This is a genomic window from Pedobacter nyackensis, assembly GCF_032678475.1.
Taxonomy (GTDB): Bacteria; Bacteroidota; Bacteroidia; order Sphingobacteriales; family Sphingobacteriaceae; genus Pedobacter; species Pedobacter nyackensis_A.
In genome coordinates, this window is the sequence record NZ_JAVTSF010000003.1 from 312,118 (window position 1) to 338,647 (window position 26,530).

General features: G+C 39.3%; 22 protein-coding genes and 1 riboswitch. Of the genes, 9 read left to right on the forward strand and 13 right to left on the reverse strand.

All coding sequences use genetic code 11. From position 1 onward, the window contains the following. Window positions 1–81 precede the first annotated feature (81 nt). The 5 genes from tsf (at window position 82) to R2Q84_RS12390 (ending at window position 5,448) form a co-directional block, all read left to right on the forward strand. Window positions 82–921, forward strand: a complete 840-nt coding sequence (gene tsf / locus R2Q84_RS12370; protein ID WP_316816855.1) for a translation elongation factor Ts — start codon at window positions 82–84, stop codon at window positions 919–921. Between the two features lie 223 nt (window positions 922–1,144). Continuing rightward, window positions 1,145–2,251 carry an N-acetylglucosamine-6-phosphate deacetylase gene (gene nagA / locus R2Q84_RS12375; protein ID WP_316816856.1) on the forward strand — a complete coding sequence of 369 codons (1,107 nt, stop codon included), beginning with the start codon at window positions 1,145–1,147 and terminating at the stop codon, window positions 2,249–2,251. Window positions 2,252–2,289: 38 nt separating this feature from the next. After that, window positions 2,290–2,997 carry a UMP kinase gene (pyrH, locus tag R2Q84_RS12380; RefSeq protein ID WP_316816857.1) on the forward strand — a complete coding sequence of 236 codons (708 nt, stop codon included), beginning with the start codon at window positions 2,290–2,292 and terminating at the stop codon, window positions 2,995–2,997. A gap of 41 nt (window positions 2,998–3,038) precedes the next feature. Next, complete coding sequence (gene frr, locus R2Q84_RS12385; RefSeq protein ID WP_316816858.1) at window positions 3,039–3,602, forward strand: ribosome recycling factor; 564 nt, start codon at window positions 3,039–3,041, stop codon at window positions 3,600–3,602. Between the two features lie 94 nt (window positions 3,603–3,696). Next, on the forward strand, window positions 3,697–5,448 hold the full coding sequence (locus tag R2Q84_RS12390; protein ID WP_316816859.1) for an ABC transporter ATP-binding protein: 1,752 nt from the start codon (window positions 3,697–3,699) through the stop codon (window positions 5,446–5,448). On the opposite strand, the gene R2Q84_RS12395 is transcribed toward R2Q84_RS12390, so the two are convergent. From R2Q84_RS12395 to pnuC, 5 genes are all read right to left on the reverse strand, one after another. Next, complete coding sequence (locus R2Q84_RS12395; protein WP_316816860.1) at window positions 5,445–6,719, reverse strand: MFS transporter; 1,275 nt, start codon at window positions 6,717–6,719, stop codon at window positions 5,445–5,447. The genes R2Q84_RS12390 and R2Q84_RS12395 overlap by 4 nt on opposite strands. Before the next feature lie 68 nt (window positions 6,720–6,787). Continuing rightward, window positions 6,788–7,420: a thiamine phosphate synthase gene (locus tag R2Q84_RS12400; RefSeq protein WP_316816861.1), complete on the reverse strand. Its 633-nt coding sequence runs from the start codon at window positions 7,418–7,420 to the stop codon at window positions 6,788–6,790. 18 nt (window positions 7,421–7,438) lie between these two features. After that, on the reverse strand, window positions 7,439–9,913 hold the full coding sequence (locus R2Q84_RS12405; RefSeq protein WP_316816862.1) for a TonB-dependent receptor: 2,475 nt from the start codon (window positions 9,911–9,913) through the stop codon (window positions 7,439–7,441). Window positions 9,914–9,967: 54 nt separating this feature from the next. Next, window positions 9,968–10,099: riboswitch (TPP riboswitch) on the reverse strand. A gap of 45 nt (window positions 10,100–10,144) precedes the next feature. Next, window positions 10,145–10,675 (reverse strand): ATP-binding protein, encoded by a 531-nt coding sequence (locus tag R2Q84_RS12410; protein WP_316816863.1) that lies wholly within the window; start codon window positions 10,673–10,675, stop codon window positions 10,145–10,147. Next, on the reverse strand, window positions 10,659–11,276 hold the full coding sequence (gene pnuC / locus R2Q84_RS12415) for a nicotinamide riboside transporter PnuC (RefSeq protein WP_316816864.1): 618 nt from the start codon (window positions 11,274–11,276) through the stop codon (window positions 10,659–10,661). The genes R2Q84_RS12410 and pnuC overlap by 17 nt, the downstream gene beginning before the upstream one ends. 332 nt (window positions 11,277–11,608) lie before the next feature. On the opposite strand from pnuC, the gene R2Q84_RS12420 reads away from it, so the two are divergent. Next, window positions 11,609–11,923: a carboxypeptidase-like regulatory domain-containing protein gene (locus R2Q84_RS12420; protein ID WP_316816865.1), complete on the forward strand. Its 315-nt coding sequence runs from the start codon at window positions 11,609–11,611 to the stop codon at window positions 11,921–11,923. A gap of 213 nt (window positions 11,924–12,136) precedes the next feature. Next, on the forward strand, window positions 12,137–14,953 hold the full coding sequence (gene carB, locus R2Q84_RS12425) for a carbamoyl-phosphate synthase large subunit (protein WP_316816866.1): 2,817 nt from the start codon (window positions 12,137–12,139) through the stop codon (window positions 14,951–14,953). A gap of 49 nt (window positions 14,954–15,002) precedes the next feature. On the opposite strand, the gene R2Q84_RS12430 is transcribed toward carB, so the two are convergent. From R2Q84_RS12430 to R2Q84_RS12455, 6 genes are all read right to left on the reverse strand, one after another. Continuing rightward, a complete protein-coding gene (locus tag R2Q84_RS12430) occupies window positions 15,003–15,971 on the reverse strand; it encodes a DUF3137 domain-containing protein (protein WP_316816867.1) in 969 nt (322 codons plus the stop codon). Then, the gene (locus tag R2Q84_RS12435; RefSeq protein ID WP_316816868.1) at window positions 15,968–16,528 is read right to left on the reverse strand and encodes a LemA family protein; all 561 of its coding nucleotides are present in this window, start codon (window positions 16,526–16,528) and stop codon (window positions 15,968–15,970) included. Before R2Q84_RS12435 ends, R2Q84_RS12430 begins: the two co-directional genes overlap by 4 nt. A gap of 303 nt (window positions 16,529–16,831) precedes the next feature. Further along, window positions 16,832–18,208 carry a DNA repair protein RadA gene (gene radA / locus R2Q84_RS12440; RefSeq protein ID WP_316816869.1) on the reverse strand — a complete coding sequence of 459 codons (1,377 nt, stop codon included), beginning with the start codon at window positions 18,206–18,208 and terminating at the stop codon, window positions 16,832–16,834. 234 nt (window positions 18,209–18,442) lie between these two features. Further along, the gene (locus tag R2Q84_RS12445; RefSeq protein ID WP_316816870.1) at window positions 18,443–19,993 is read right to left on the reverse strand and encodes an Rne/Rng family ribonuclease; all 1,551 of its coding nucleotides are present in this window, start codon (window positions 19,991–19,993) and stop codon (window positions 18,443–18,445) included. 250 nt (window positions 19,994–20,243) lie between these two features. After that, entirely contained in the window at window positions 20,244–21,113 is an 870-nt protein-coding gene (locus tag R2Q84_RS12450; protein ID WP_316816871.1) for a tetratricopeptide repeat protein, read from the reverse strand. Window positions 21,114–21,118: 5 nt separating this feature from the next. Further along, the gene (locus R2Q84_RS12455; RefSeq protein ID WP_084288493.1) at window positions 21,119–21,421 is read right to left on the reverse strand and encodes an HU family DNA-binding protein; all 303 of its coding nucleotides are present in this window, start codon (window positions 21,419–21,421) and stop codon (window positions 21,119–21,121) included. Window positions 21,422–21,592: 171 nt separating this feature from the next. Between R2Q84_RS12455 and mutY the strand changes: the two genes are divergently transcribed. Together mutY and R2Q84_RS12465 are read left to right on the forward strand one after the other, a co-directional pair. Next, a complete protein-coding gene (mutY, locus tag R2Q84_RS12460; protein WP_316816872.1) occupies window positions 21,593–22,654 on the forward strand; it encodes an A/G-specific adenine glycosylase in 1,062 nt (353 codons plus the stop codon). A gap of 3 nt (window positions 22,655–22,657) precedes the next feature. Continuing rightward, window positions 22,658–23,086: a single-stranded DNA-binding protein gene (locus R2Q84_RS12465; protein WP_316816873.1), complete on the forward strand. Its 429-nt coding sequence runs from the start codon at window positions 22,658–22,660 to the stop codon at window positions 23,084–23,086. A 71-nt stretch (window positions 23,087–23,157) separates the two neighbouring features. Here the strand turns inward: R2Q84_RS12465 and glmS are convergent, their stop codons facing one another. Next, entirely contained in the window at window positions 23,158–24,996 is a 1,839-nt protein-coding gene (glmS, locus tag R2Q84_RS12470; protein WP_316816874.1) for a glutamine--fructose-6-phosphate transaminase (isomerizing), read from the reverse strand. Between the two features lie 84 nt (window positions 24,997–25,080). Beyond that, window positions 25,081–26,529, reverse strand: a complete 1,449-nt coding sequence (locus R2Q84_RS12475; protein WP_316816875.1) for a DUF4270 domain-containing protein — start codon at window positions 26,527–26,529, stop codon at window positions 25,081–25,083. Window position 26,530 lies beyond the last annotated feature (1 nt).

The window sequence follows — 26,530 nt, forward strand, 5'->3', positions numbered from 1 at the left end:
GTGTATGGTGCGTTGCAGTTTATACTACAACAAGTCGTGCACAACCCTTAATTTTTTGATAAAAACTTAAAAAGAAATAAAATGTCTACAGTACAAATTTCTGCAGCTGATGTAAACAAATTGCGCCAACAAACTGGTGCTGGTATGATGGACTGCAAAAAAGCGTTAATCGAAGCTAACGGTGATTTCGAAGCTGCGATTGATTATTTACGTAAAAAAGGTGCTAAAGTAGCAGCTTCTCGTCAGGATCGTGACTCTAACGAAGGTGTTGTTATTGCTAAAGCTACTGCTGATGGCAAACGTGGTGTTGTAGTTGAGTTAAACTGCGAAACTGACTTCGTTGCTAAAAATGCTGATTTCGTTGCTTTAGCTGGTAAATTTACTGATTTAGCGATCGAGCAAAACCCTGCTTCATTAGAAGAACTTTTAGCTCTTGAAATTGACGGACAAAAAGTTTCTGATATCATCATTGAAAACACTGGTAAAATCGGTGAGAAAATTGGTATCTCTAAATTTGAATCTGTTACCGGTGAATTAGTAGTTCCTTACATCCACGGTAACTACCGTTTAGGTGTATTGGTTGCTTTAAACCAAGCTGGTGCAGGTGTTGATGAAGCTGGTAAAGACGTTGCAATGCAAATCGCAGCAATGAGCCCGGTAGCTTTAGATAAAGGTGATGTTGACGCAACAGTTATTGAGCGCGAAACTGAAATCGCTAAAGAGCAAATCCGTGCTGAAGGTAAACCAGAAGAAATGGTTGAGAAAATTGCTGCTGGTAAATTAAATAAATTCTACAAAGACAGTACTTTATTAAACCAGGAATTTGTTAAAGATTCATCTAAAGATGTGCGTAAATTCTTAAATGATGTTTCAAAAGATCTAACTGTTGTTGCATTCAAACGCGTACAATTAGGAGCTTAATACTTAATTAATTTTTTTAGAAGGGCCTTCTGTTTTCAGGAGGCCATTTTTTTTGCGCTTTATTATGTGCACCGTCATCCAGAATTTATTTCAGGACCTTTAGAGAGAAAAGCCGAGTTGCAGGTTCGGGCTCCTGAAATAAATTCAGGATGACGACCGGATTATAGCGTCTCGTCTATTCATTTTGCCTTATATTTGGGCAAATACATAATACATAACCCGTATGGTTGCAATAACAAATTGTAAGCTCTTTAAAGAAGGTGCACTGTTAACGGATCAGTCTGTTTTGGTTGAAGACGGAAAGATTACCCGCTTGTCAAACGAACCAATACCAGCAGGATATCAACAGATTGATGCAAGTGGAGATTTCCTTTGCCCGTCATTTATCGATCTTCAGATATATGGTAGCGGTGGGCCTCTTTTTTCAGCTTATCCTACAGCCGAAACCTTGCGACAAATGGATGATGATTTGCTGCGTAAAGGAACAACAGGTTTCCTGGCTTGTGTGGCTACGAATAGTATGGAGATTGTTTACCGGTCTCTGGATGCGGCAAAAGCTTACAGGACTCAGGCTAAAGGCTTTTTGGGGCTGCATCTGGAGGGACCTTATCTGAATGCTAAACGTAGAGGAGCGCACATTGCAGCGTATATTCATAAAGCCGGACTTGATGAAGTAAAACGATTACTGGATTATGCGGATGGCACAGTGAAAATGATGACACTGGCGGCCGAGCTTCAGGACGACGCAGTAATCCGCCATTTATTGGATAACAATGTGGTGTTGTCGTTGGGCCATAGTGATGCTAGTTTTGAAGAGGCTACGGCTGCGTATAACAAAGGATTTGCGACAACCACACATTTGTTCAATGCGATGCCTTCGATTCATCACAGAGCTCCAAACTTGCCAGTAGCGGTATTTAATCATCCTACTGCAATGGCGAGTATTATCGCTGACGGAAACCATGTGGATTTTGAAATGGTTAAAATGAGTCAGCGGCTAATGAAGGAAAGACTGTTTTTAATTACAGATGCAGTGACCGAATGTAATATCGGCCCATATCAGCACCAGCTTTTGGGCGACAAATTTGTAACCGCTGACGGTACACTTTCGGGTTCTAATATTACCATGTTACAGGCGGTACAAAATTGTGTATCACATTGCGAAATAACCTTAAATGATGCTTTGAACATGGCTGCTTTGTATCCGGCAAAATTGGTCGGACTTCAAGATAAAATAGGGCAGCTTAAGGTAGGTAATGATGCTAATATGCTGTTATTGACGCCGGAACTTAAGCTGAGCAAAGTTTTTGTCGGTGGTTTGTACATTTGATCCCTTATTAATTAAAACAAATAGTTATTTTTGAAGCCATGAAATATAAACGGATCCTGCTAAAATTAAGCGGCGAGTCGCTGATGGGCGAAAAGCAATATGGAATTGATAATGAGGTTGTAAGACAGTACGCTGAAGACATTAAAGCGGTACATGACAAAGGCCTTGAGATAGCAATCGTTATTGGTGGAGGTAATATTTTTAGAGGATTAAGTGCAGAAAAGTCGGGTATGGACCGTGCACAAGCTGATTATATGGGGATGTTGGCTACTGTAATTAACAGTATGGCTTTGCAGGATGCCCTTGAAAAAGTTGGTTTGAAAACACGTTTGTTAACCGCCATTAAAATGGAGCAAATTTGCGAACCATTTATCCGCAGAAGGGCTGTACGTCACCTTGAAAAAGGGCGTGTAGTTATTTTTGGAGCTGGTACGGGTAATCCTTATTTTACTACAGATTCTGCCGCTGCATTACGCGCGATTGAAATAAAAGCAGATGTGGTGTTAAAAGGTACGCGTGTAGACGGAATTTATACTGCTGATCCTGAAAAAGATCCTAGTGCGACTAAATATACCGAGATTTCCTTTAAAGAGGTTTATGCTAAAGGATTGAACGTAATGGATATGACAGCTTTTACCCTTTGTGAAGAGAATAAATTGCCAATTATTGTTTTTGATATGAATAAAACAGGCAATTTCATGAAAATAGCAAATGGCGATGAGATTGGAACACTGGTTAAGAACTGATGCTAAATAAATTTTATATTTTTGGTTAAATTTTACAAAACATGAATGACCTCATAAAGAAACAATTACAAGATGCCCAGGCTAACATGGACAAAGCGATTGACCATTGTGAATCTGAATTGACTAAAATTCGCGCAGGAAAAGCTTCTGCAGGAATGTTAGATGGCATATTTGTAGATTATTATGGTAGTGCTACAGCTTTGTCGCAGGTAGCAAGTATCAATACACCAGATGCACGTACTTTACTTGTTCAGCCTTGGGAGAAAAACATGTTGGTGCCGATTGAACGTGCCATCATGGAAGCTAACATCGGAATCAACCCGCAAAATGATGGTGTTGTGATTCGTTTAGTAGTTCCGCCACTTACTGAAGAACGCAGAAAAGACCTGGTGAAGAAAGTTAAAGAGGAAGCTGAACGTGGTAGAATTACCGTTCGTAACATCCGTAAAGATGCCAACGAAAAAATTAAAAGATTAAAAGGTGAAAGTATTTCTGATGATGAAATCAAAACCGGTGAGGGTGAAGTACAGAAAATAACTGATGCTTACATCCTTAAGGTTGATAAACATGCAGAAGCCAAAGAAAAAGATATCATGACCGTTTAATGAACGGATTATAATCTACTTGTAAATTAAAGGGAATGAGCACAATGCTTCATTCCCTTTTTTTATTTTTGATCCCTCAAAACAAAACTTATCCATGAATTTACTGATTGAATATCTGAAGAACTATAAATGGATAGTAGTTTTAGCCCTGGTGCTGGCTGCTATTAATATAGGATTCTCTTTATTAGACCCCTATATTACTGGTAAAATTGTCGATCGTTTTATCGAAAGAAAAGATGTATTGGAGCGGAGTGAATTTATCTGGGGGGTACTAGGCTTAGTTGGTCTGGGTGTAGGGGCTGCCATGGTGTCCAGAATCGCAAAAAACTTCCAGGATTATTTTACAAGTATCATTGTACAAAAAGTAGGTGCCCAAATGTATGCTGATGGGTTAAAACACTCGTTGGAATTACCTTATCAGGTATTTGAGGATCAGCGTAGCGGCGAAACACTAGGCATATTGCAAAAGGTGCGTTTAGATTCAGAGAAGTTTATTACCTCATTCATCAGTATTTTGTTCGTCAGCCTGATTGGGATGGTTTTCGTGATCGTTTATTCGGTTACGGTAAGTTATAAAGTAACACTGATTTATTTCTCCGCAATACCCATTATCAGCTTTGTGAGTTGGTTTTTGAGTAGAAAGATCAAAACAATACAAAAGAATATTGTTGCAGAGACAACTGCGTTGGCCGGCTCTACAACTGAGTCATTAAGGAATATAGAACTGGTTAAAAGCCTTGGTTTGGCGAATCAGGAAATAGAGCGTTTAAATAAAACAACCTATAAAATACTCGGACTGGAACTTAGAAAGGTAAAGTATGTGCGTAGTATGAGCTTTGTACAGGGGACCACAGTAAATTTTGTCCGTAGTTGTATGGTCGTGATTTTGTTGATCCTTATCTTCGAAAATACGATTTCTCCGGGACAGTACTTTTCTTTCCTCTTTTACTCATTCTTCCTTTTTGGGCCATTGCAGGAGCTTGGGAATGTAATCCTGGCCTGGAGAGAAGCAGAGGTTTCCCTGGGGAATTTTAAAAGGATATTAAGCACTCCCGTTGATCAGAAACCTTTAAATCCTGTCCATCTCGAAAAGATTACCAAACTTGCTTTTGAGAAAGTTAATTTCAAACACCTGACGGGTAAATTCAATGCACTAACGGATATTAGTTTTAGTACTCACAATGGCGAAACCATCGCGTTCGTAGGTCCTTCGGGTTCTGGTAAAACAACATTAGTTAAACTATTGGTTGGGCTTTATCAACCCAAGGAGGGGGAAGTCTTTTACAATGATACCTCAAGCAAGCAAATAGACCTTGATCTGTTAAGGGAAAAGATCGGCTTTGTAACACAGGATACTCAGTTATTCTCGGGTACAATAAGGGAAAACCTGCAGTTTGTAAGACCAGGCGCCACCGATGAAGAATGTATGAGGGTATTGCAGCAGGCGGCTTGTCATAATCTACTGGCAAGGGCTGACAACGGTTTAGATACAGTTATTGGTGAAGGTGGGGTAAAAGTATCCGGAGGAGAGAAGCAACGCTTATCGATAGCCAGAGCGCTGCTCCGTAAACCAGATATTTTGGTGTTTGACGAGGCTACATCTTCTTTAGATTCCTTAACCGAAGAAGATATTACAGCTACTATTCGTGATATTTCTGTTCATACCAACCACATTACTATATTAATCGCACATAGATTGTCGACTATTAAACATGCTGACCGCATTTTTGTACTTGAAAAGGGGCATATCATTGAACAAGGTAAACATGATGATTTATTATTGCTTAATGGCTTGTATTACGCTATGTGGAGGCAACAAATAGGTGAGCGGTTAACTACAGCTTAGACTTTTTGTTCATTTATCTCCTGAAGGCTTAATTTAATTAAGCCTTTTGTTTTTAAATAGGTAATGCCGGCAATAAGAATTGTCATACTGCCACCAAAGACCACTGCAGGTACAGTACGCATCAATTTGGCCGTTAAGCCCGACTCAAAAGCACCGATTTCGTTGGAAGAACCAATGAACATGCTGTTTACAGCAGATACACGGCCTCGCATTTCATCAGGAGTGAGTAATTGCATAATGGTTGAGCGAATAATTACACTTATACTGTCAAATGCGCCTTCCATAAACAGGAATAAAAGGGTCAGGTAAAAGTTCTTGGATAGACCGTAACAAATAATGCTGGTACCAAAACCTGTTACAGCGATAAGGAGATTGCGCCAAGGCCTATTCATGGGTGAGAAGCGAGTCATCACCAGCATGGTTATTACAGCGCCACTTGAGGCAGCCGCACGCATAAATCCTAAGCCTTCTGAGCCTACTTTTAAGATGTCGTGGGCAAATACAGGCAACAAGGCTACTGCACCCCCAAAAAAGACGGAGAAAAGGTCCAGGCTCATCGCACCTAGCATCATTTTGCTCTTAAACACAAACTGTACACCTTCGGTAAGACTTTTTACAATACTTTCTTTTGGGATAAAGGTTGGCGGATGAGGTTTTAGAAAGAAAATGCAGACCAGTGCGATAGCAATAAAAGTGATGATGATGATATAGGTTACTGTAATGCCATAAAAAGCGTAAATCAATCCTCCTGCTGCAGGTCCTAAAATGGAAGCCATCTGCCAGCTGGAGCTGTTCCAGGTACTCGAATTTGGGTACAGCTTTTTAGGAACAATCTGTGCCATTAAGGAGAAAGTCGCGGGACTAAAAAAGCCTCTGGCAATGCCAATTCCAAATATCATGCAATACATGATGGGCACAATATAGCTGGTTGGTACATAGGCGTGCATTTGTTTAGTAGTTACAACGAGCATAACAAATGAGCATAAAAATACACCGGCAAATATTTTAAGTAAGAGCCCTCTTTTTTCGGTTTTGTCGGCCACATAGCCTCCATACAAGGCAATGCTAATTGCTGGTATAGCTTCGCAAAGGCCAATTAGTCCCAATGCGAGGGGGTCTTTGGTCAGGTAATAAATATGAAAGCCGATAATAACGGCTTGCATTTGATAGGCAAAGGTGAAAAAGAAACGCATTCCGAGATAGGAGCGGAATTCTCTGTAGCGGAGGGCTGCAAAGGGGTCGGGTTTCTCTAAAGGTATGTGGTCTTCCAACAGAAAAGTATTTTAAACAAATGTATGCCATCAACAAGCAATAACATACATTTATTTAAAATAAGTGATTACATAATGCTGTCGTAGAATGACAGGTATGCGGCCCTCATATCATCGGCTTGGTTGATGGCTGCCGAGGCTGCTATTCCAAAGATTCCTGTATTCATTAATGGATCAATATCACTGATGGTAACCCCGCCAACAGCCAGTATAGGCAGGTCGATATTTAAGCTTTTTAGCATTTCCATAGCTTTTTTGTAACCTTCAATGCCTAATAAAGGAGCATTGTTCGGCTTGGTGAGTGTGGTATAAAAAGGGCCAAAGCCTGCGTAATCTGCACCTTCTTTAGCGAGTCTGATTAAACCTTCTAATGTAGTCGCAGAGCCGCCGATGGTTACAGCTTCACCAAGTTGCTCACGAAGTTTTACAAAGTCGGCATCAAAGTCTTCGACGTGAAAACCCTGTATGTCGGCTTTGCCGTTTAAATGTATATGATCTGTGACGATCAGGGTTGCTCCCCAATCGTCACAGATCTCAGCAATGGCATTAATATCTTCCAGAAGTTCATCGTCATTTTTTGTTAAACAACGGTATTGTATCCATTTTGCACCCGCAGAACAAGCAATTTGAACCTGTTCAATGTGACTATGCTGATGGATGTCGTGTGTAATAAAATGGAATTTTTCGATGAACTTTTTCATGTATATGTGCCTGTAGTATTAGAATTTCAAATTAAGCGAAAGTAAGAAATTAGTTCCGGCCTGAGGAAAGTAAAAGTTCTCAGTTACGGTTGCCCATGGATAGATTGAGCTATAGGTATAACCATTACTCTCATATTTTTTATCGAGGATGTTATTAACCAATAGACCAATGTTGATGTTTTTTACCCCTTTAAAATTGAAATCATAACCTAGTCTGGCGTTGTTTACCCAATAAGCATCTAGTTTACGACTTTCGTTTTGAGTATTGTCCATGTATTGCTTGCTTACATATTTGCTTTGCCATGCTACAGCGAAACCAGCCAGGGGCTTATAAACCAGTTCGCCGAAAAGAACAGTGTTTGGCGAAAATGAAATATCCGGGTTTGCATAATTGGTAGCCTGTACATTGATCAGATCAAAATTAGCATCGTATTCAGAAACGTAGTCGATGTAGTTTTTGATTTTATTTCTACTCAATGCTGCATTAGCATTCACTGCAAACTTAGGACTGATGATATAAGAGGCATCTAGTTCAATCCCCATGCGGGAGCTTTTATCTACGTTTTGACGATAAGCATCAGAATACTCATTGATTTCTCCGGTAAAGATCAACTGATCTTTATAAAACATGCCATAAACATTTATGCCGGCGCTTAGACTGTTGTTCTTAAAGCGATATCCAGCTTCAACGTTGTTTAAGCGCTCTGGTTTTGGTATGTCGCGACCAGCCTGTAAATTGGTGAAGTCATCGCGGTTAGGCTCTTTATTGGCTACACTAAATGAACTGTAAACGTTGCTTTGCTCGTTTATGAAATAAGTAGCGCCAAATTTCGGATTAAAAAAGTTGTAGTTGTTGTGGAAATCCAGCGTTGCATGGTTTTTGTCTGTTCCGGTGATGTCGTAGCTTACATTTCTGTATTGCAGGTCTGCAAACAGGCTTAACTGGCTAATAGGGCTGTAATTTACTTTGGCGTAGGTGTTGAAATCATCCTTGTTTCCTTTGCCATCATAATAGTGGTAGTCATTTTTTGCTGTTGATGCGTATTGAGCCCATATTACTTCTCCGAAGTGCTTGCCACGATACTGATTATAAGCTCCACCAAGGGTAAAGGTTAAGTTAGATTGAGCTGTGTAATTGAACGCATAAGTTGCACCATAAAAGTCATTGTCTAACCAACGACGACGAACAAGGTCTGTTCTTTTGATTGTTGTTGCATCGATAATTACATTTGGTAATCCGTAATCTGCAAACTTGCGGTTCGGTTTGTATTCTTCAAAGTACCCTTTGCCATCTGTATAGTGTAAAGCGCCATTAAAGGATAGCTTTTCATTGAACTGCTTTGCATATAAAGCCTGGTAGTGACTTTGGTTGTAAACGTCGTTCTGATCTTTGTAGGTAAACTGATTGTATGTCCTGTTGTTCGAATTAAACAGGTTATCTCGATCTGCCTCAGTGAAATATAAATAATCCAGGTTGTTTTCATAATGTGTTTGAAGACCTGCCAAGTCACCTCTTAGTTTAGCTTCAGGAACTCCGTTCCATGCCTGGTATGTTTTTTCTGAACCGCCAAATACGTTTATCCTTAACAAATCGGTTTTTCCGTGATAAGCACCTGATAAGAAGAATGATTTCAGATCAGACGCAGCACGATCAATAAAGCCGTCGGATTTTATTCGGGACAATCGACCGTCAAAGCTCCATTTATTGTCAATTAGTCCTGTGCCAATCTTAACAGTGTTTTTTAAAGTGTTAAATGATCCGTATGTATTGTTCAGTTCTGCATAAGCCTGATCCGAAGATGAAGTGGTTTGAATGTTTACACTACCACCAAATGCACCAGCGCCGTTTGTAGAGGTACCAACACCACGCTGAATCTGTATGTTGTCTACAGAAGAAGCGAAGTCGGGCATGTTTACCCAGAATGTTCCCTGGCTTTCGCTATCATTGTATGGAATGCCGTTAACAGTAATGTTGACGCGGCTGGCATCGCTTCCTCGTATCCGAATTCCTGTATAACCAACACCTGCACCTGCATCGGAGGTAACAACAACACCAGGAGTGTTGTTTAAAATGAAGGGCAAATCCTGACCGAAGTTGTTCTTTTCAATTTCAGCTTTGTCAATGTTTTTGAAGGTTGTTGCTGTTTTTTCAGTTGCCCGTGTGGCACGCACAATCACCTCATCTGCAAGAAATGTTGACGGTGTAAGGCTAAAGTCAACTGTTTCATTTGTATTTAAATTCACCGTTTTTTCTATGGTCTGATAACCCACATAGCTTGCTGTAATTGTATAGTTGCCCGCTTTTAAGTTTGTCAGTTGATATTTACCTGACGCATCGGTCGTTGTTCCTGTAGCTTTGTTTTTAAGCCTGATGTAGGCTCCGGGTAATGTTTTGTCTGATTTTTCGGATACCTTTCCTGAAATACTGAATTGTGCTGACGCAAGACCCGGCAACAATAGCATTGCCATTGCGGCAATCATTAATCTTTTCAATTTTTTAAATTTTAGTTAAACCACTGCAAGTAAGGGGCACTTACAGTCCAGTTAAAACTCCATAACTCCAATCCCTACGCCGGCATTACCCGGATCAGGTGCATATATCTGTATACAGATATAATGGGTATGCTCTCAGCCTGTTTTTGTGTTTTTCGCAAAACAAGGCACCCCCTTTTGATGGGGCAAAGGTACCTGCTTATTTTATCAATAACAAGAAAATGAACTTGCTTAAGTTGTCGCCAGAAAATGATCAACAGCAGTAACAGCATTTTGCAGTCTGCTTTCCTGCCCGCTTATAACGGTGTAATTCGCATTTAAGGCCTGAAGTTCCTTGTGCCATACTTGCATAAAGTGTTCCCTTTTGTGAGGGAAATCGCGTAAAGGGTCTTCTTGCCAGGGCAGGTCAATGTCCATTAATAGATATAAATCATAATGATATTGTGGGAGCGCATTTAGGACAACCGCAGGTGTTTCCCCAAACACTTCATCGCTCCATATTTTTACGGTAAGAAAGGTGGTATCGCAAAAAATCAGTTCTTTTTGAGCAATAGCTAATATGGATTCCTCAAGGGCAACTTGTCCATGAAACATATTGATCTCGTCCTGCAAATTGCAGGGCTCTGTTAAGGCTGCACAATAATATCGTGCATATTCAGGTACCCATAAAGTGTGATAGTGTTGCGCCAATTGCTGTGTAATGGTCGATTTGCCAGTGCTTTCCGGCCCTACAATAGCTATTTTTTTAATTTGCTTGTTCACGGTAAGTCCTCCTCCAGTCTAAATAGCCCTTAATTGCAATGGCAACCAGAAATGCGTAAAATACTGCACTAAGATTTAAGTGTTTATAAATATACAATGGAATGTAACAAATGTCTACAATAATCCAGAGGATCCAGTTTTGTAGTACTTTCCTGGTAAGCAACATTTGAGCAACAAAGCTCATTGCTGTGCAGAATCCATCTTCATACGGAACGTCCGTATTGGTAAAATGATCTAAAAAAAGGCCCAATAGAACCGATAGTACAGCAACAGAGCTGCCAGCAAGTATCCATCCGCGGGCGCCTAGGCTTTCAATAGGCTTATGTGGGGCTGTATCTTTTTTACTCCAATAGTACCAACCATACAATGCAGTAAACAGGAAATAGAACTGAAGTGCCATGTCGCCATACATTCTTGCGTCAAAAAATACCCAGGCATAGGCAATAACACTGATGATAGATATTGGCCAGCTTAGGATGTTTTCTTTTGCAGCGAGATAAATGCAAACAAAGCCCGTAATTACTCCAAGCCATTCCGGCCATGTGGTGTGTTTAAACTGATCAACGATTAATTGAAGAAATGAGTTTGCATCGAATAGCATGGGCCAAAAGTAATTACCTGATTCGAATTAAAAAAAGATATTGACGGTTTAAGGACATAAAAAATCCGGCAGAGATGATTCGTGCCGGATAATAAACCAAACAAACTATTTATGAAAATTATTCTCTGTAATGCAGAGTGTTTCACTAAAACGCAAACGCGTAATATCTATTGCAAGGTTTGCGCCAATACCTCGAATGTAGCAGAATCGTGACCTGACCATGATAATACACTGATAAATTCATGGAAAAACAATGGGAATTTATTTTTTGTATGTATTTTAAAGCAAATTATACGTTAGTAATCATATCGTAATAAATAAAATAACGGAGTATGAGAAGAATAGGTGTGAATTTTTTAATGGTGGCAGGATTAGTCTTGAGTTTGCTCGGCTTTACTTTTATTAAAACGGGAAGTATCCAAGGTAAAGTGGCTCCAGCCGAGGGCGTATCGCAAGTGCTTGCAGTCCTTGGAACGGATACTTTAAACACCACAATAAATAACGGCAGTTTTGCATTCAGAAACGTAAAAATCGGGACATATACCATCGTCATAAAGGCGAATGCGCCCTTTAAAGATCTGTCCATTAAAAATGTAGCCGTAATTGATAGTGCAACTACTGATGTAGGGTTGATTAAACTTCAGTAATAATTGTTTTATTATCAGTGAATTAGCGGGTTGTTTTAGCCTGCTTTTTTAATTATAAGGGTTTTTTAAAAAATAGCTGATTTTTAATGCACAAAACCGTAACTTTGCATCCCGACAGAAGAGTCGGAGTTTACATCATATCCTCTTGACTGCTCCAGTCTAAAAAAAAGCATTTTTTTACCACATATTTTACATTAGACTTTTCAAAGCCTTATGCCTAAAGACACCTCCATACGCTCAGTACTAATTATCGGATCAGGACCTATCATCATTGGTCAAGCATGTGAATTTGATTATTCAGGTTCTCAAGCCGCTTTATCTTTAAAGGAAGAGGGGATTGAAGTTTCGATCATCAACTCTAATCCTGCGACAATCATGACCGACAAGGTGATTGGCGACCATGTTTACCTTTGGCCTTTAACGGTAGATTCAATTGAGCAGATCTTACAAGAACGTAAAATTGATGCTGTATTGCCTACTATGGGTGGACAAACTGCACTTAATCTTTGTATCGAAGCCTCTGAACGTGGGATTTGGGAGAAATATGGAGTTAGGGTAATTGGTGTAGATGTTGCTGCAATTGAGAAAACTGAAAATCGTGAAGCCTTCCGTCAGCTAATGGTTGATATAGGTGTAGGCGTAGCTACATCAAAAATTGCCAACTCTTTCCTTGAAGGGAAAGAAGCGGCCCAGGAGATTGGTTATCCATTGGTAATCCGCCCTTCTTACACACTGGGAGGCTACGGTGGTGGGTTTGTGCACAAGAAAGAAGAGTTTGACCACGCTTTACAGCGTGGACTTGAAGCCTCTCCAACTCACGAAGTTTTGGTAGAACAAGCCGTTTTAGGTTGGAAAGAATATGAATTAGAGTTGCTGAGAGATAGTAATGATAATGTAATCATCATCTGCTCTATTGAAAACTTTGACCCAATGGGTATTCATACAGGTGATTCTATCACTGTGGCACCTGCAATGACTTTGTCTGACCGTTGCTACCAGGATATGCGTAATCAGGCTATCAAAATGATGCGCGCTATTGGAAACTTCGCAGGAGGTTGTAACGTGCAGTTCTCTGTAAATCCTGATAATGATGAGATCATCGCTATTGAGATCAACCCAAGGGTTTCTCGTTCGTCGGCCCTGGCGAGTAAGGCTACAGGTTACCCAATCGCTAAAATAGCAGCTAAATTGGCCATCGGGTATAATCTGGATGAACTGGAAAACCAAATTACAAAAACTACCTCAGCATATTTTGAGCCGACACTTGATTATGTTATCGTAAAAGTTCCTCGTTGGAACTTCGATAAATTTAAAGGCGCAAATATGGAACTGGGCTTACAGATGAAATCTGTGGGTGAAGTGATGGCAATCGGACGAACTTTTATCGAAGCTCTCCAGAAAGCTTGTCAGAGTTTGGAAATCGGTAGAGCAGGTTTAGGTGCTGATGGTAAACACAACCGCAGTATCGACGAGATCATGCAGGGCCTGGAGCATGCAAGCTGGAACCGGTTGTTCCTGATTAAAGACGCCATGAGTATGGGCGTGCCACTTGAATCGATTCGTAAAGTTACACGTATCGACAAATGGTTCTTATCACAAATACAAGAGTTGGTTCATCTGGAAACAGAACTGAAGCGTTACTCCTTAAATAATATCCCTAAGGATTTCTTCTTTACATTAAAACAAAAAGGTTTCTCTGATATACAGATTTCTTATTTACTTGGAAACGTTACAGAAGACGAGGTTTACGAACGTAGAAAGTCATTAGGAATCAGAAGAGTTTATAAAATGGTAGATACTTGTGCTGCCGAGTTCGCTGCACAAACACCTTACTACTACTCAACCTTTGAGGAAGAGAATGAATCTCTTCCATCTGATAAAAAGAAAATAATTGTCTTGGGTTCTGGTCCTAACCGTATCGGTCAGGGTATAGAGTTTGACTACTCATGTGTACACGGTCTATTAGCTGCTAAAGAAACTGGTTTCGAAGCCATCATGATTAACTGTAATCCTGAAACGGTATCTACAGACTTTAACATGGCGGATAAATTATACTTCGAACCTGTATTCTGGGAGCATGTACGTGAAATTATTGAGTTAGAGAAGCCGGAAGGTGTAATCGTTCAGCTAGGTGGTCAAACTGCTTTAAAAATGGCTGAGAAACTTCATGAAAACGGAATTAAGATCATCGGAACTTCATATAATGATATGGATGTTGCTGAAGACAGGGGCCGTTTCTCTGATCTGTTAAAAGAGCTGGATATCCCTTATCCTAAATACGGAGTTGCGGAAAATGCTGAAGAAGCAATCGTTGTCGCAAATGAAGTTGGTTATCCTGTACTGGTTAGACCGAGTTATGTATTGGGTGGACAGGGAATGAGCATCGTAATTAACGATGAGGACCTGGAGAAAGCAGTAGTAAAATTATTGGGAGATTTACCTGGTAACCGCGTACTGATTGATCATTTCCTGGACAGAGCAGAAGAGACTGAATCAGATTCGATCTGCGATGGCGAAGATGTTCACATTGTCGGATTAATGGAGCATATTGAGCCGGCAGGTATCCACTCTGGAGACTCTTTCGCAGTATTGCCGCCATTCAGTTTGTCTGAAAAGGTAAAGAACGACATGGAGACTTACTCTAAAAAGATTGCAAAAGCATTAAACGTGATTGGATTATTAAACATTCAGTTTGCAGTTAAGAATGAAAAGGTTTATGTGATTGAGGCAAATCCAAGGGCTTCAAGAACGGTTCCTTTTATTGCTAAGGCTTACGATGTTCCTTACATTAACATTGCGGCTAAAGTGATGTTGGGTGTGAATAAACTGAAAGACTTTACTATCGAGCGTAAACTGGAAGGTTATGCGATTAAAGAGCCGGTATTCTCTTTCTATAAATTCCCTGAGATAACTAAAGAATTAGGTCCGGAAATGAAGTCGACAGGCGAGTCAATCAGGTTCATTAAAGATACTGAAGATCCATACTTCAGAAAGTTAGTTAAAGATAAATCTATGTATTTATCCAAGTAGATATAAAAGTAAAAAAGTCCCTTTCGGGACTTTTTTATTGCCTTTGATTTTAGGCTTTAGTCCAGATTCGTGTATTTAGATCCAGATCCTTGATAATCTCATACATAAATCGGATAATTTCTGTGTCATCTTTTAGAAAGCCAGGAGTCAGCAGGCTTTTATGTACAGGCGGTTCGAAATAGTTTTTATCTAGCGGAAACGCAATAAAAACATGGCTGTCAATAAACGAAACGGATACCGTATAACTACAGCGGCTATTCAGTTCAAATAAGCGTTCCATCATCGCAGGTGTTAGTATATAACGCGCCTCTATCTGGTCTGTTGAGTAGGTTACAAATTCATTGTCAAATTCAGGGCTTTCCAGTTGTATCAGTTCCTTACCGGAAGGGGAAAATATAGGCATGGCTTTCGAAATCCATGCGCCTAAAGCTGCGCCCGTATCTTTTGGACGGACTACTGTTACACCATTAAAGTTTTTATTAAAATCAGCACAAAAAACTATTCCTTCTAATATGGTGTGCCAATGTTCTTGTCTGCCGTTTTTTGTTTGTGTAACAGTTTTGTATTCCGCATGGAGCTCCGAAAATGAAAATTTTGTCTTTCCGGCCATACCATAAATCTGGTCTTCACTTCTGTATCTGTCGGGTTTTTTGTTAAACAGTTGTGAGTAGATAAAGGCACTTTCAGACAATCCGTTTGTATAGTCTATCTCCAAACTCTCGTCTATGCTTTTAAGTGCTAGTGTTACTGCATTTTGCTTGAAGTTATGTCTGTAGGCACTAAATTTCTCATCAGCTTTGCTGAGAAATACAAATCCGGTGATGAGTATGATGCCGCCAATCACTGCTGCTGGAATAGCCAAAGCGCCTAGTATTGATGCTGCGGCAACGGTCAGGACCCCTCCGCCAATAAACAGATAGCTTTTTATCTTTATTGATGCGACTTCTTTTCTTTGATACTCCAGCTCTTTTAGAGCGTTTTGGACGGGTGACTCCTGTTGAGTGGTGTTAGAGGTCATTTGCTGTTAAAAAGATCCTTAGCGCTGATGTTTTTGCGCTCTTCTTCTGTATTAGCCAGGACATTGATCGCCTGGTAATTCATCATTCTAGCAATTATGCTTCCCGGGAACATCATAATTGCATTGTTGTAATCGGTAACCGAAGCGTTGTATGTTCTCCTGGCGGCAGCAATTTGTTCTTCGCTTTCAGTCCATGTAGCTTGAAGGTTAAGGAAGTTTTGATTGGCTTTTAAATCCGGGTAATTCTCAACATTAACCATTAAACCTTTAACCCCTGCACTCAGTTGTCTGTCGATTTCCAGTTTTTCATCATTACTGATATTGGCATTTCCAGCTTTACTACGTAGCTCAACTATTTTACTCAGTAAGCTTTCTTCATAGTTCATGTATTGTTTAACTGTCTCAATCAAGTTGGGTAACAGATCAAAACGTTTCTTTAACATGACGTCAATGGCCGAGAAGGCATTAGTAACCTGGTTTTTTTTTCCGATGAGAGAATTGTAAATGCCAACTCCGACCAGGAGGAGAACACCGATAATAATTAGCGCTATAATCATTTAGATATTTGATTTTTTATAAATATATAAAATTTCAAATAGGAGGGGCAAAAAAAAATCCTCGTTATCTACTGATAACGAGGATAATCATCCCTATTGTTTTGTTAAAATTCATAAATGAACGCTAACACTGACATATAGACAATTAGTAGGCCAATTTAAAAATTATCAAAAGCAGTGTGTTAATTCACTGTGTTTCAGCTTGATGTATTTTTTATTGTGTTTTTATCTTGTTTTAAAATTGGGTAAATTTATTCCCTTTTCGAGTAAAATTGAGGAGTGAGATCCCCGTTTTTACCCATTTTATCCAAATAAAATTGAAAATACATCCTCTATTTTACTGACTGCTGTTAACTCAATGCTGTATTTTTCTATAGCTAAACCTTTCATATTGTAATTCGAAAGAAATATGCGTTCGAATCCAAGTTTTTCAGCTTCCGAAATACGTTGTTCTATTCTATTTACAGCTCTGATTTCTCCTGATAATCCAACTTCTGCAGCAAAACAGATTTTTGAAGAGATGAAAATATCCTCATGTGAAGAAATGATCGCCACAAGTATCGCCAGATCAATAGCCGGATCTTCTACTTTAATCCCTCCGGCAATGTTCAAAAAAACATCTCTTGTGCTGAGCCTGAATCCACATCTTTTTTCCAGTACAGCCAATAGCATATTCATTCGTTTTGTATCGAAGCCATTAGCTGACCGCTGAGGTGTTCCATAGGCTGCAGTACTTACCAACGCCTGCGTTTCTATTAACATCGGCCTGGCGCCCTCTAAAGTGGCTGATATGGCAATTCCGCTTAGTTCTTCGTCTCGTTGCGAAAGCAAGATTTCCGAAGGGTTCGAAACTTGTCTTAGTCCTGTGCTATGCATGGCATAAATCCCCAGTTCTGCTGCTGCACCAAATCTGTTTTTTATAGAACGTAAAATCCGGTATACATGATGTCTGTCGCCTTCAAACTGTAAAACGGTATCTACCATATGTTCCAGTATTTTTGGACCGGCTATCGTTCCGTCTTTTGTAATGTGGCCAATTAGGAATACCGGAGTATCCGTTTCTTTAGCAAATCGCAATAACTCTGCTGTACATTCTCTTACCTGCGATACGCTTCCCGGGGTAGATTCAATGTGGGCAGAATGCAAAGTCTGTATAGAATCCACAATAATGATATGCGGCTCAAGTACCTCAATTTGTTTAAATATGTTTTGTGTAGAGGTTTCTGTTAAAATGTAGCAATCGGCCGTTGTGATATCAGTAATCCTTTCAGCCCTCATTTTGATTTGTTGCTCACTTTCTTCTCCGGAGATGTACAAAATCTTTTTACCAGGGATATTTAAAGCAAGTTGTAGCATGAGCGTTGATTTTCCAATGCCCGGTTCGCCACCTATCAATGTTACAGAGCCCGGAACGAGTCCGCCTCCAAGTACACGGTCAAGCTCTTTATCTCCTGTTAAAATACGTTCTTCAGTGATAGACTGAATCTGGTCTACCTTATTGGGTTTGCTAACGCGTTTGGTCTCTGAGCTGGTTTGCCAGCTGGGAACTTTGCTTGTAGCTTTTTCAATTACCTCTTCAACGAATGTATTCCACTCATTACAAGACGGACATTTTCCCAGCCATTTAGCTGATTCATATCCACAATTCTGACAAAAATATGCTGATTTAGTTTTAGCCAATTTAATTCGATTTTATATTAATCATTTCGTCATCCTGAATTTATTTCAGGATCCCGTACTTACCATTGAAAAACTCTTTTAGCGAGATCCTGAAATAAATTCAGGATGACGAGGCGCATAGGCTTTAATGGGTTTACGAATTTAGGCTAAATTCCAGAAATAAGCATCAGTTAAAAATAAAACAGGCCCGATCTCTAACGCGAAATCAGGCCTGTTTAAACAATAGGAATTGTTTTATAATTTGATCTCTTCGTCTTTTGAAGAAATAAAATGGAATTCAGTGAGGTTGTAAGATGGCACAGCTTTGATTTTTATGCGCTGTCCAAATTTAAAGAACCATTTCCACTGTAAAGAAATTAATCCTTTTTTAATGTAGGCTTCAATGTACGGATGTACACAAAGCGTAATATTTTTTTCGTTTTGCTCCTGCAAAATATAGGTCAGATTATTTTCAATGTCATCCATTAAAACAATACTAGCCTTAATTTCTCCCGTCCCATCACAAGTCGGGCATTTCTCACTGGTTACGATGTTCATTTCCGGTCTTACGCGCTGACGGGTAATTTGAACAAGTCCGAATTTACTTGGAGGAAGTATGGTATGTTTAGCGCGGTCCAGCATCATCAGATCCCTTAAGTGATCAAATAACATTTTTCTGTTCGCAGGCTTATGCATATCAATAAAATCAATTACAACAATGCCACCCATATCGCGTAAACGTAACTGACGGGCAATTTCTTTAGCCGCCTCTTTGTTTACCTGAAGTGCATTCTCTTCCTGATTTTCTTTACTCGCAGTTCTATTACCGCTGTTCACGTCAATAACGTGTAAGGCTTCGGTATGCTCTACCACCAGGTATGCTCCTCCAGCCAGGTTTACCGTTTTCCCAAAAGCATTTTTAATTTGCTTTTCGATGCCGAAATGTTCAAATATAGGCTCCTTATGCTTGTATACTTTAACAATCTTTTCCATTTCCGGAGAAATCTCATGTACGTATGAGCGGATGTCTTCAAAAAGACTATTGTCGTTTACATAAACATTTGTAAAGTCTGTACTTAATATATCACGAATCAGTGTTGAAGTACGGTCCATCTCACCCCAAACGCGTTTTGAAGGTTCTGCTTCAGGCAACTTTTTAATAAAGTTCTCCCATTTTGTTACAGAATCCAATAAATCCTTCTGAAGTTCAGCAACACCTTTTCCTTCAGAAACGGTTCTAATGATTACACCAAAATTCTTAGGTTTAATACTTTCAATAATCTTTTTTAAACGATTACGTTCAGTATTGCTCTTAATCTTTTTAGAAATAGAGATTACGTTAGAGAAGGGTACCAGTACAATGTATCTTCCTGCAATAGATAGGTCAGAACTTAAACGGGGTCCTTTTGTTGAGATGGGCTCTTTTGCGATTTGGACAGGTAATACCAGGTTTTTGTTTACAACCTCCGATATTTTACCTGCTTTGTTAATGTCCGCTTCTAATTTGAAATTATCTAATAGTGTGCCATTAACAGAGCCATTACGCTTAATTTTAGTAAGCTTTATTAAAGATTGAACTTGTGGACCAAGATCGAAATAATGCAAAAAAGCATCCTTTTCGTAACCAACATCAACAAACGCAGCATTTAGACCCGGCATAATTTTCTTTATGCGGCCTAAATAAATGTCGCCAACTGCGTAATTGTTATTGATCTGCTCCTTGTGAAGTTCTACAAGTTGTTTGTCTTCAACCAAAGCTATGGTTACTCCCGAAGGAGATGAATCTATAATTAGTTCCTTTACCAAAAGCTACAGATTTTAAAGCATTGCTGCTTTATTAACACATGGACAATAAAAAAAAACATGCTACCAACAACTAAGGCTACGATCAAATCCTAGCCTTTAGTTGTTGAGCAATAACATTAAGAAAAATTATTTTTTCTTATGTCTGTTTTTTCTTAAACGTTTTTTGCGTTTGTGAGTAGCCATTTTATGTCTCTTTCTTTTTTTACCGCTTGGCATAGTTTTAAATTTTAAATATTTTTAAATCTGTTTATTATTTTTTTTGCTGTAATGCAGTTACTTTATCGTCGATGAACTTCGATAAGGTTGCATTGGCAGCTAATTTTTTGCTTTCTAAATAGGCAGAAATAGCTTCTTCATTTTTACCAAGGTTCTCATAAGCTGTACCTAAATAAAAGTACGCGTCAGGAGAAGGTTTAATGGCAATAATGTTGTTAAATCTCGTAATTGCTTTGTCGAACTGACCTGATTTTATGGCAAAAGTACCTAAGCTCATATTTGCTTTTAAGTTCTTAGGGTCATTTTTTACCACATCCATTAGCATTGCAATCCCTTCCATTGGCATTCCCATTCCATTTACAATGGTGATACCTAAGCCTGTTTTTGCATCTGCGCTGGTCGAGTCTATCGCTACTGCATTTTTATAAGCTGTATTCGCTTTTTGTAGCAATGCAGGCTGTAATAAGCTGTCACGAGTGTTATCAAACGCTTTCATGAATCTTTCGCCTGTAACCAGCCAGTTTTTTAATGACGGCTCTTTATCGGCTATAATTTCTAAATATAAAGCACTTGGTAACGCCTGCTCCAGGTCATCCCATTTTTGAGCCAATAATTCAGCAGCAGGAACTTTTTTGCTCTCTGAAGCAGATTTAAAGGCATTTTCTAATGAGGTGATTTCTGCAGAAAGACTCGTACTTAATAGATTTTTACCTGTAGTCGAAACCTCATTTAAGTTAATCACTGCTGTTTCTGTCGGCGCCATTTGGCCGCCTTGAGGAACAGCAGCAGTGGTGTCTTCTTTAGGTTTTACCAAACCTTTAATATCCCTCGTAAACAAAAATGCCACAAGCAAAACAATGGAGCCTATTAGAATAATTTGTTTGGAACGGATACTTTTTATCATGGCTATTAAGCTTCTACGCTAAGTTTTTTTGAGTTGCTTTTCACTTTGTCAACAAAAACTTTTGCTGGTTTGAAACTTGGTACAAAGTGCTCAGGGATAATAATTGCTGTATTTTTCGAAATATTTCTAGCAGTTTTTTGTGCTCTCTTTTTTACAACAAAGCTACCAAAACCTCTAACATATACATTTTCGCCACCGATCATACTGTTTTTGATGACCTTGAAAAATGCCTCAACGGTTTCTTGTACATCTACCTTTTCAATTCCTGTTTTCGTTGATATCTCTGAAATAATATCTGCCTTAGTCATATTTTTTGTTTTATTAATTTACTGTGTGTTGTATTTTATAAATGTTTTGGGCTGCAAAAGTATTGCTTTTTAATGAGATAGGAAAATAAAAGATGATTTATTTGTCTGGACTTCCATCACCGGATTGCAAGTTTTATTAAAATCAAATATTTACGCCGTATTTTTACCGGCATGAGTTTTCAATCTGAAATCGTAAAATGGTATTTAAAATACAAAAGGGATTTGCCCTGGAGAAATACTAATGATGCCTATGTAATCTGGTTATCGGAAGTTATTTTGCAGCAAACCAGGGTAGAACAGGGGCTGCCATATTTTAACAGGTTTTTGCAAAATTACCCTACAGTGCTGGACTTTGCCGCTGCAACAGAAACACAGATACTTAAATTGTGGCAAGGACTTGGTTATTATTCGAGAGGACGAAATATGCTTTTTACCGCGGTGCAGGTACGCGAGGAACACAACGGGCAGTTCCCCACAAGCTATGATGCATTGATAAAATTAAAAGGAATTGGTGATTATACTGCAGCCGCCATCGCTTCATTTTCTGCCAATGAACGTAAGGCGGTACTTGATGGGAATGTTTTTAGGGTGTTGTCCCGCTATTTTGGTATTGAAGAACCTATAAATAGCAGTAGCGGAAAAAAGCAATTTTTAAATCTTGCTCAATCTCTTATTGAAGATCAGCATGCTGCTATCTATAACCAGTCAATTATGGAGTTTGGCGCACTTCAGTGTAAGCCAAAATCACCCGATTGTAGTGTGTGTCCGCTTCAGACAGGATGTGTAGCCAGGGAGCAAGGTCTGGTAAATGTATTGCCGGTTAAACTCAATAAACTAAAAAAGCGTACGCGATACTTTAATTATTTTATGGGAACCGGGAATGATCAGATTCTGGTTAAAAAACGTAACGCTGGTGACATATGGCAGGAGCTTTATGACTTTCCTTTAATAGAAACAACGGATAATTATCAGGAAGATTATAAAAGTTTTTCAGAGAAATTGACGTTGGCATTTGGTAAAGACTGCAAAATCACTGCATTAAGTCAGCAAAAACATTTGTTAACTCACCAAACTATATATGTTCAATTTTTTGCTTTAGATAATTATATCATTAACTTTAATGAGGATACAGACATAAAATGGGTTTCATTCGAGGAATTTAACGAATTGCCACAGCCAAAGGTGATCACCAATTTTATGAATACCCATTTTAATTACTTAGAAAAACTATAATTCATGTCAGGTATTAACAAAGTTATTTTAGTCGGACATTTAGGCAAAGATCCTGAAGTGCGGCATTTAGATGGAGGTGTGACTGTTGCCAGTTTCCCATTGGCAACATCAGAAACCTATAACAAAGACGGCAAAAGAATAGAGCAAACAGAGTGGCACAATATAGTTTTGTGGAGAGGACTGGCAGAGGTTGCCTCTAAGTATTTGCAAAAGGGCAAGCTGGTTTATATTGAAGGTAAATTGCGTACCCGCTCTTTCGAAGACAGGGAAAAGGTAAAGAAATATGTTACAGAAGTGGTTGCCGAAAATTTCACTATCCTGGGTAGGAAAAGTGATTTTGAACATACCCCGGTAAGTACAGAGAATACAACTCCAAAAAGCGAAACTGAGTATACAGATCTAACAGATCCTTCGGGGGATTTACCCTTTTGACTGAAATAGATTCGTGGAAGCGAACAGCATAAAAAAGGGCCTGATCATTTTGATACAGGCCCTTTTTAGTATTATTCTACCGTAACTGATTTTGCCAGGTTTCTTGGCTGATCAACATTGCAGCCTCTAAGTACAGCAATATGATATGATAACAACTGTAATGGAATGGTTGCCACTAACGGTAAGAAAGCCTCACTAGCATCAGGTATTTCAATGCAGTAATCAGCCATTTTTCTAACTTCAACATCTCCCTGGGTAACAATTGCCAATACAATCCCTTTTCTGGCCTTTACTTCCTGAATGTTACTGATTACCTTTTCGTAAGAAGAATTTTTGGTAGCAATAACAACAACAGGCATTTCTTCGTCAATTAAGGCGATTGGGCCATGTTTCATCTCGGCAGCAGGGTAGCCTTCTGCGTGGATGTACGAGATCTCCTTTAGCTTTAAAGCGCCCTCTAATGCAACAGGAAAACCGCTACCTCTACCAAGGAATAAGCAATTCCTTGAATCTTTGAATTTTTCTGCAATTTCCTGGATCATTTTATCGGATTCCAGCGCTTCTTCAATTTTTGAAGGGATATGATCCAATTCCGTAAGCAGCTCAGCAAGTTTAGAACCGGTTAAGGTTCCTTTTTGTTGCGCCAGGTGGAAAGCAATCAGGGTAAGTACGGTAACCTGTGCTGTAAATGCTTTTGTAGATGCAACACCAATCTCTGGTCCGGCATGGGTATAAGCACCAGCATGTGTTAGTCGCGGTATTGAAGCACCAACTACGTTACAAACACCGAATATAGTTGCTCCCTTTTCTTTGGCCATTTCAATAGCAGCCATAGTATCGGCAGTTTCGCCAGATTGAGAAATTGCAATTACTACGTCTTTTTCTGTAATAATTGGATTTCTGTACCTGAATTCCGAGGCGTACTCAACTTCAACCGGGATTCGTGCATATTCTTCAATCAGATATTCCCCAACCAATCCTGCATGCCATGAAGTACCGCATGCTACAATAATGATGCGGTCTATGTTTTTTAATTTTTCGGCATATTCATTAATACCACCCAACTGTACACGACCTTCATTAGGATAAATTCGTCCCCTTAAACAATCTCTTACCGATCGCGGTTGCTCATAGATTTCTTTAAGCATGAAATGCTCATAGCCACCTTTTTCAAGCATTTCCAGTTTCAGCTCCAGTTCCTGAACATATGGGGTTTGAACCACATTATCTAAACGTTTGATCAGTAATTCATCGCGTTTCAGAAATGCGATTTCATTATCGTTAAGATAAATGACATTCTTGGTGTACTCCACAATTGGCGTAGCATCAGAAGCAATAAAATATTCTCCGTCACCAACACCAATTACCATCGGACTGCCTTTTCTTGCAGCAATCAACTGTTCCGGCTGGTCCTCGTCCATAACTACGATGGCATATGCTCCGTTTACTTCATTAAGGGCAAGTCTAACCGCTTCTAAAAGATCAGTATTGTCATTCTTATAGACCTCTTCGATCAGGTGAACCAGAACTTCCGTATCTGTGTCACTTTTGAACTCATGCCCCCTTGTCCGCAATTCTTCTTTCAGAGTAGCATAGTTTTCAATGATCCCATTATGAATAATGGTGAGTTTACCGTTGTTTGAGGTATGAGGATGAGAGTTCCTGTCAGACGGCGCACCATGGGTTGCCCATCTGGTATGTCCGATCCCGATAGTACCTGATAGGTTTTTTCCTTCGGCAAACTTTTCCAGTTCCTGAACTTTACCCGCTTTTTTATAAATGTTTAATCCGGACTCATTAATTAAAGCGATCCCGGCGCTATCATAGCCACGATATTCTAATCTTTTTAGTCCTTTAATAACGATAGGCCAAGCTTCTCTATGGCCGATGTAACCAACTATTCCACACATACGATAGGTTTATATTAGGTATAAAAAATAAATCCCCCGAAATTAATTAATCTCGGGGGATTTGACTACAAATTCAGTCGAATTTTAATTTATCTGTGTGTAATAAATGTTCAGTCGTAATCTCTTATCTGCTGGCGCTGCGCCTTTTTTGTAGGTGTGTATAACAGAGCGGGCTGCAGAAGTTACCGAAGGACTAATATTAAATTCGGTAAGTGAGCTTGGTGCTAAAAATGTTCCATAATCCTCAGTCTTTCCATCTAATAAATCCTGGATATAACTGGTTATGGTGAAAATATATCTTTTGTTGACAGAGTCAAAGTATCCTCCAAATAAAAGCTCATTTCCAAGTGCTCTAGGGTCGCCATTGTAAGATCCTTGTATACTGTTGTCATTGTCCGGAACATTTGCTCTTTGTCCTGCGATGTCAAATCTGTATAAAGCCAATCGTTGAGCTGCGCTAAAAGGAACGACATCTGTACCGTCGCTCAGGTCAATCACGAGTTCAGCTTTGTTAACCAAAATAGTAGTTTTAGCTGTATTTTTCGCTTTTATGTCGCTTACGAATTTCTTTAAATAAGGGAAAGAAATTTTATTTTTTAATCCGGCTAAGGCTTGTAAATAAGTTACAGCATAAGTCCCATTAGGATTGTCCAGTTGATCCTTTACAGGTGTTCCTGTGTAGTTATGCTTTACGGTTGCTGTAACTGGTCCGGCAGCTCTGCCAACCGGGAAGTTTACAGATACTGTATCTCTTAAAGTTGCTGTAGTTGCATTTTGCTTTTTATAATACAGCTCAATTCTTCCTTCCGTTCCTGCGAAATCAAGAAACATAATACCGCCCGTACCATTTGATTTGGTAGCCGTTACTTTAAAGCCTTTAAGGCTTCTGTAGAAATTATTGGCGGTTGATAAAGTAACAGAGTCCAGTCTAACGATATTCGCCCCAACAAAAGTAGTATCCAGTTTAATTCTGATTTGTGGAACAACAGTAGCTAGTGTATCGGGTTTACCCGTTACTACATTGTAAATTTTAAACTTTGTAGTTGGTTTAATTTTACCATTGAATTCTCCAAGTACAGCGCTGCTGGCAGCCCAGTTTTTGTCAATAAGGAAAGACGTTTCTTTGGATAAATCGTTCGTAAGCTGACTTACTTTAACGTTATAAATTGAAGTAGTTGTATCACCATAAAACTGAGTAGAAAAAGGCAAAACAAGAACTGCCGAGTCAATAGCAGGATATTTTCCAAATGAATAACCCGTGTTGCCTGGTCGCCCTAAAGCAAACGCAAGGCCTGCATTGGTTTCTCCAAAAATATCATCGCTCATCGCGCCTAAAGGATGCCTGGTCAAGCCTACGCCAGATGTTACATCATCTAACACGGTTTGCGATGTAACGGTTGTCGTATCCATCTTCACACCTTTAATTTCGAAGTTTTCATCCATGTCCAAACCAATAGTGTTGGAGTCTTTACAGGAAGCAAAAAGAAAAAGACCTATCAACATGGTTAATAAGTCTTGTTTTGTAAATTTCATA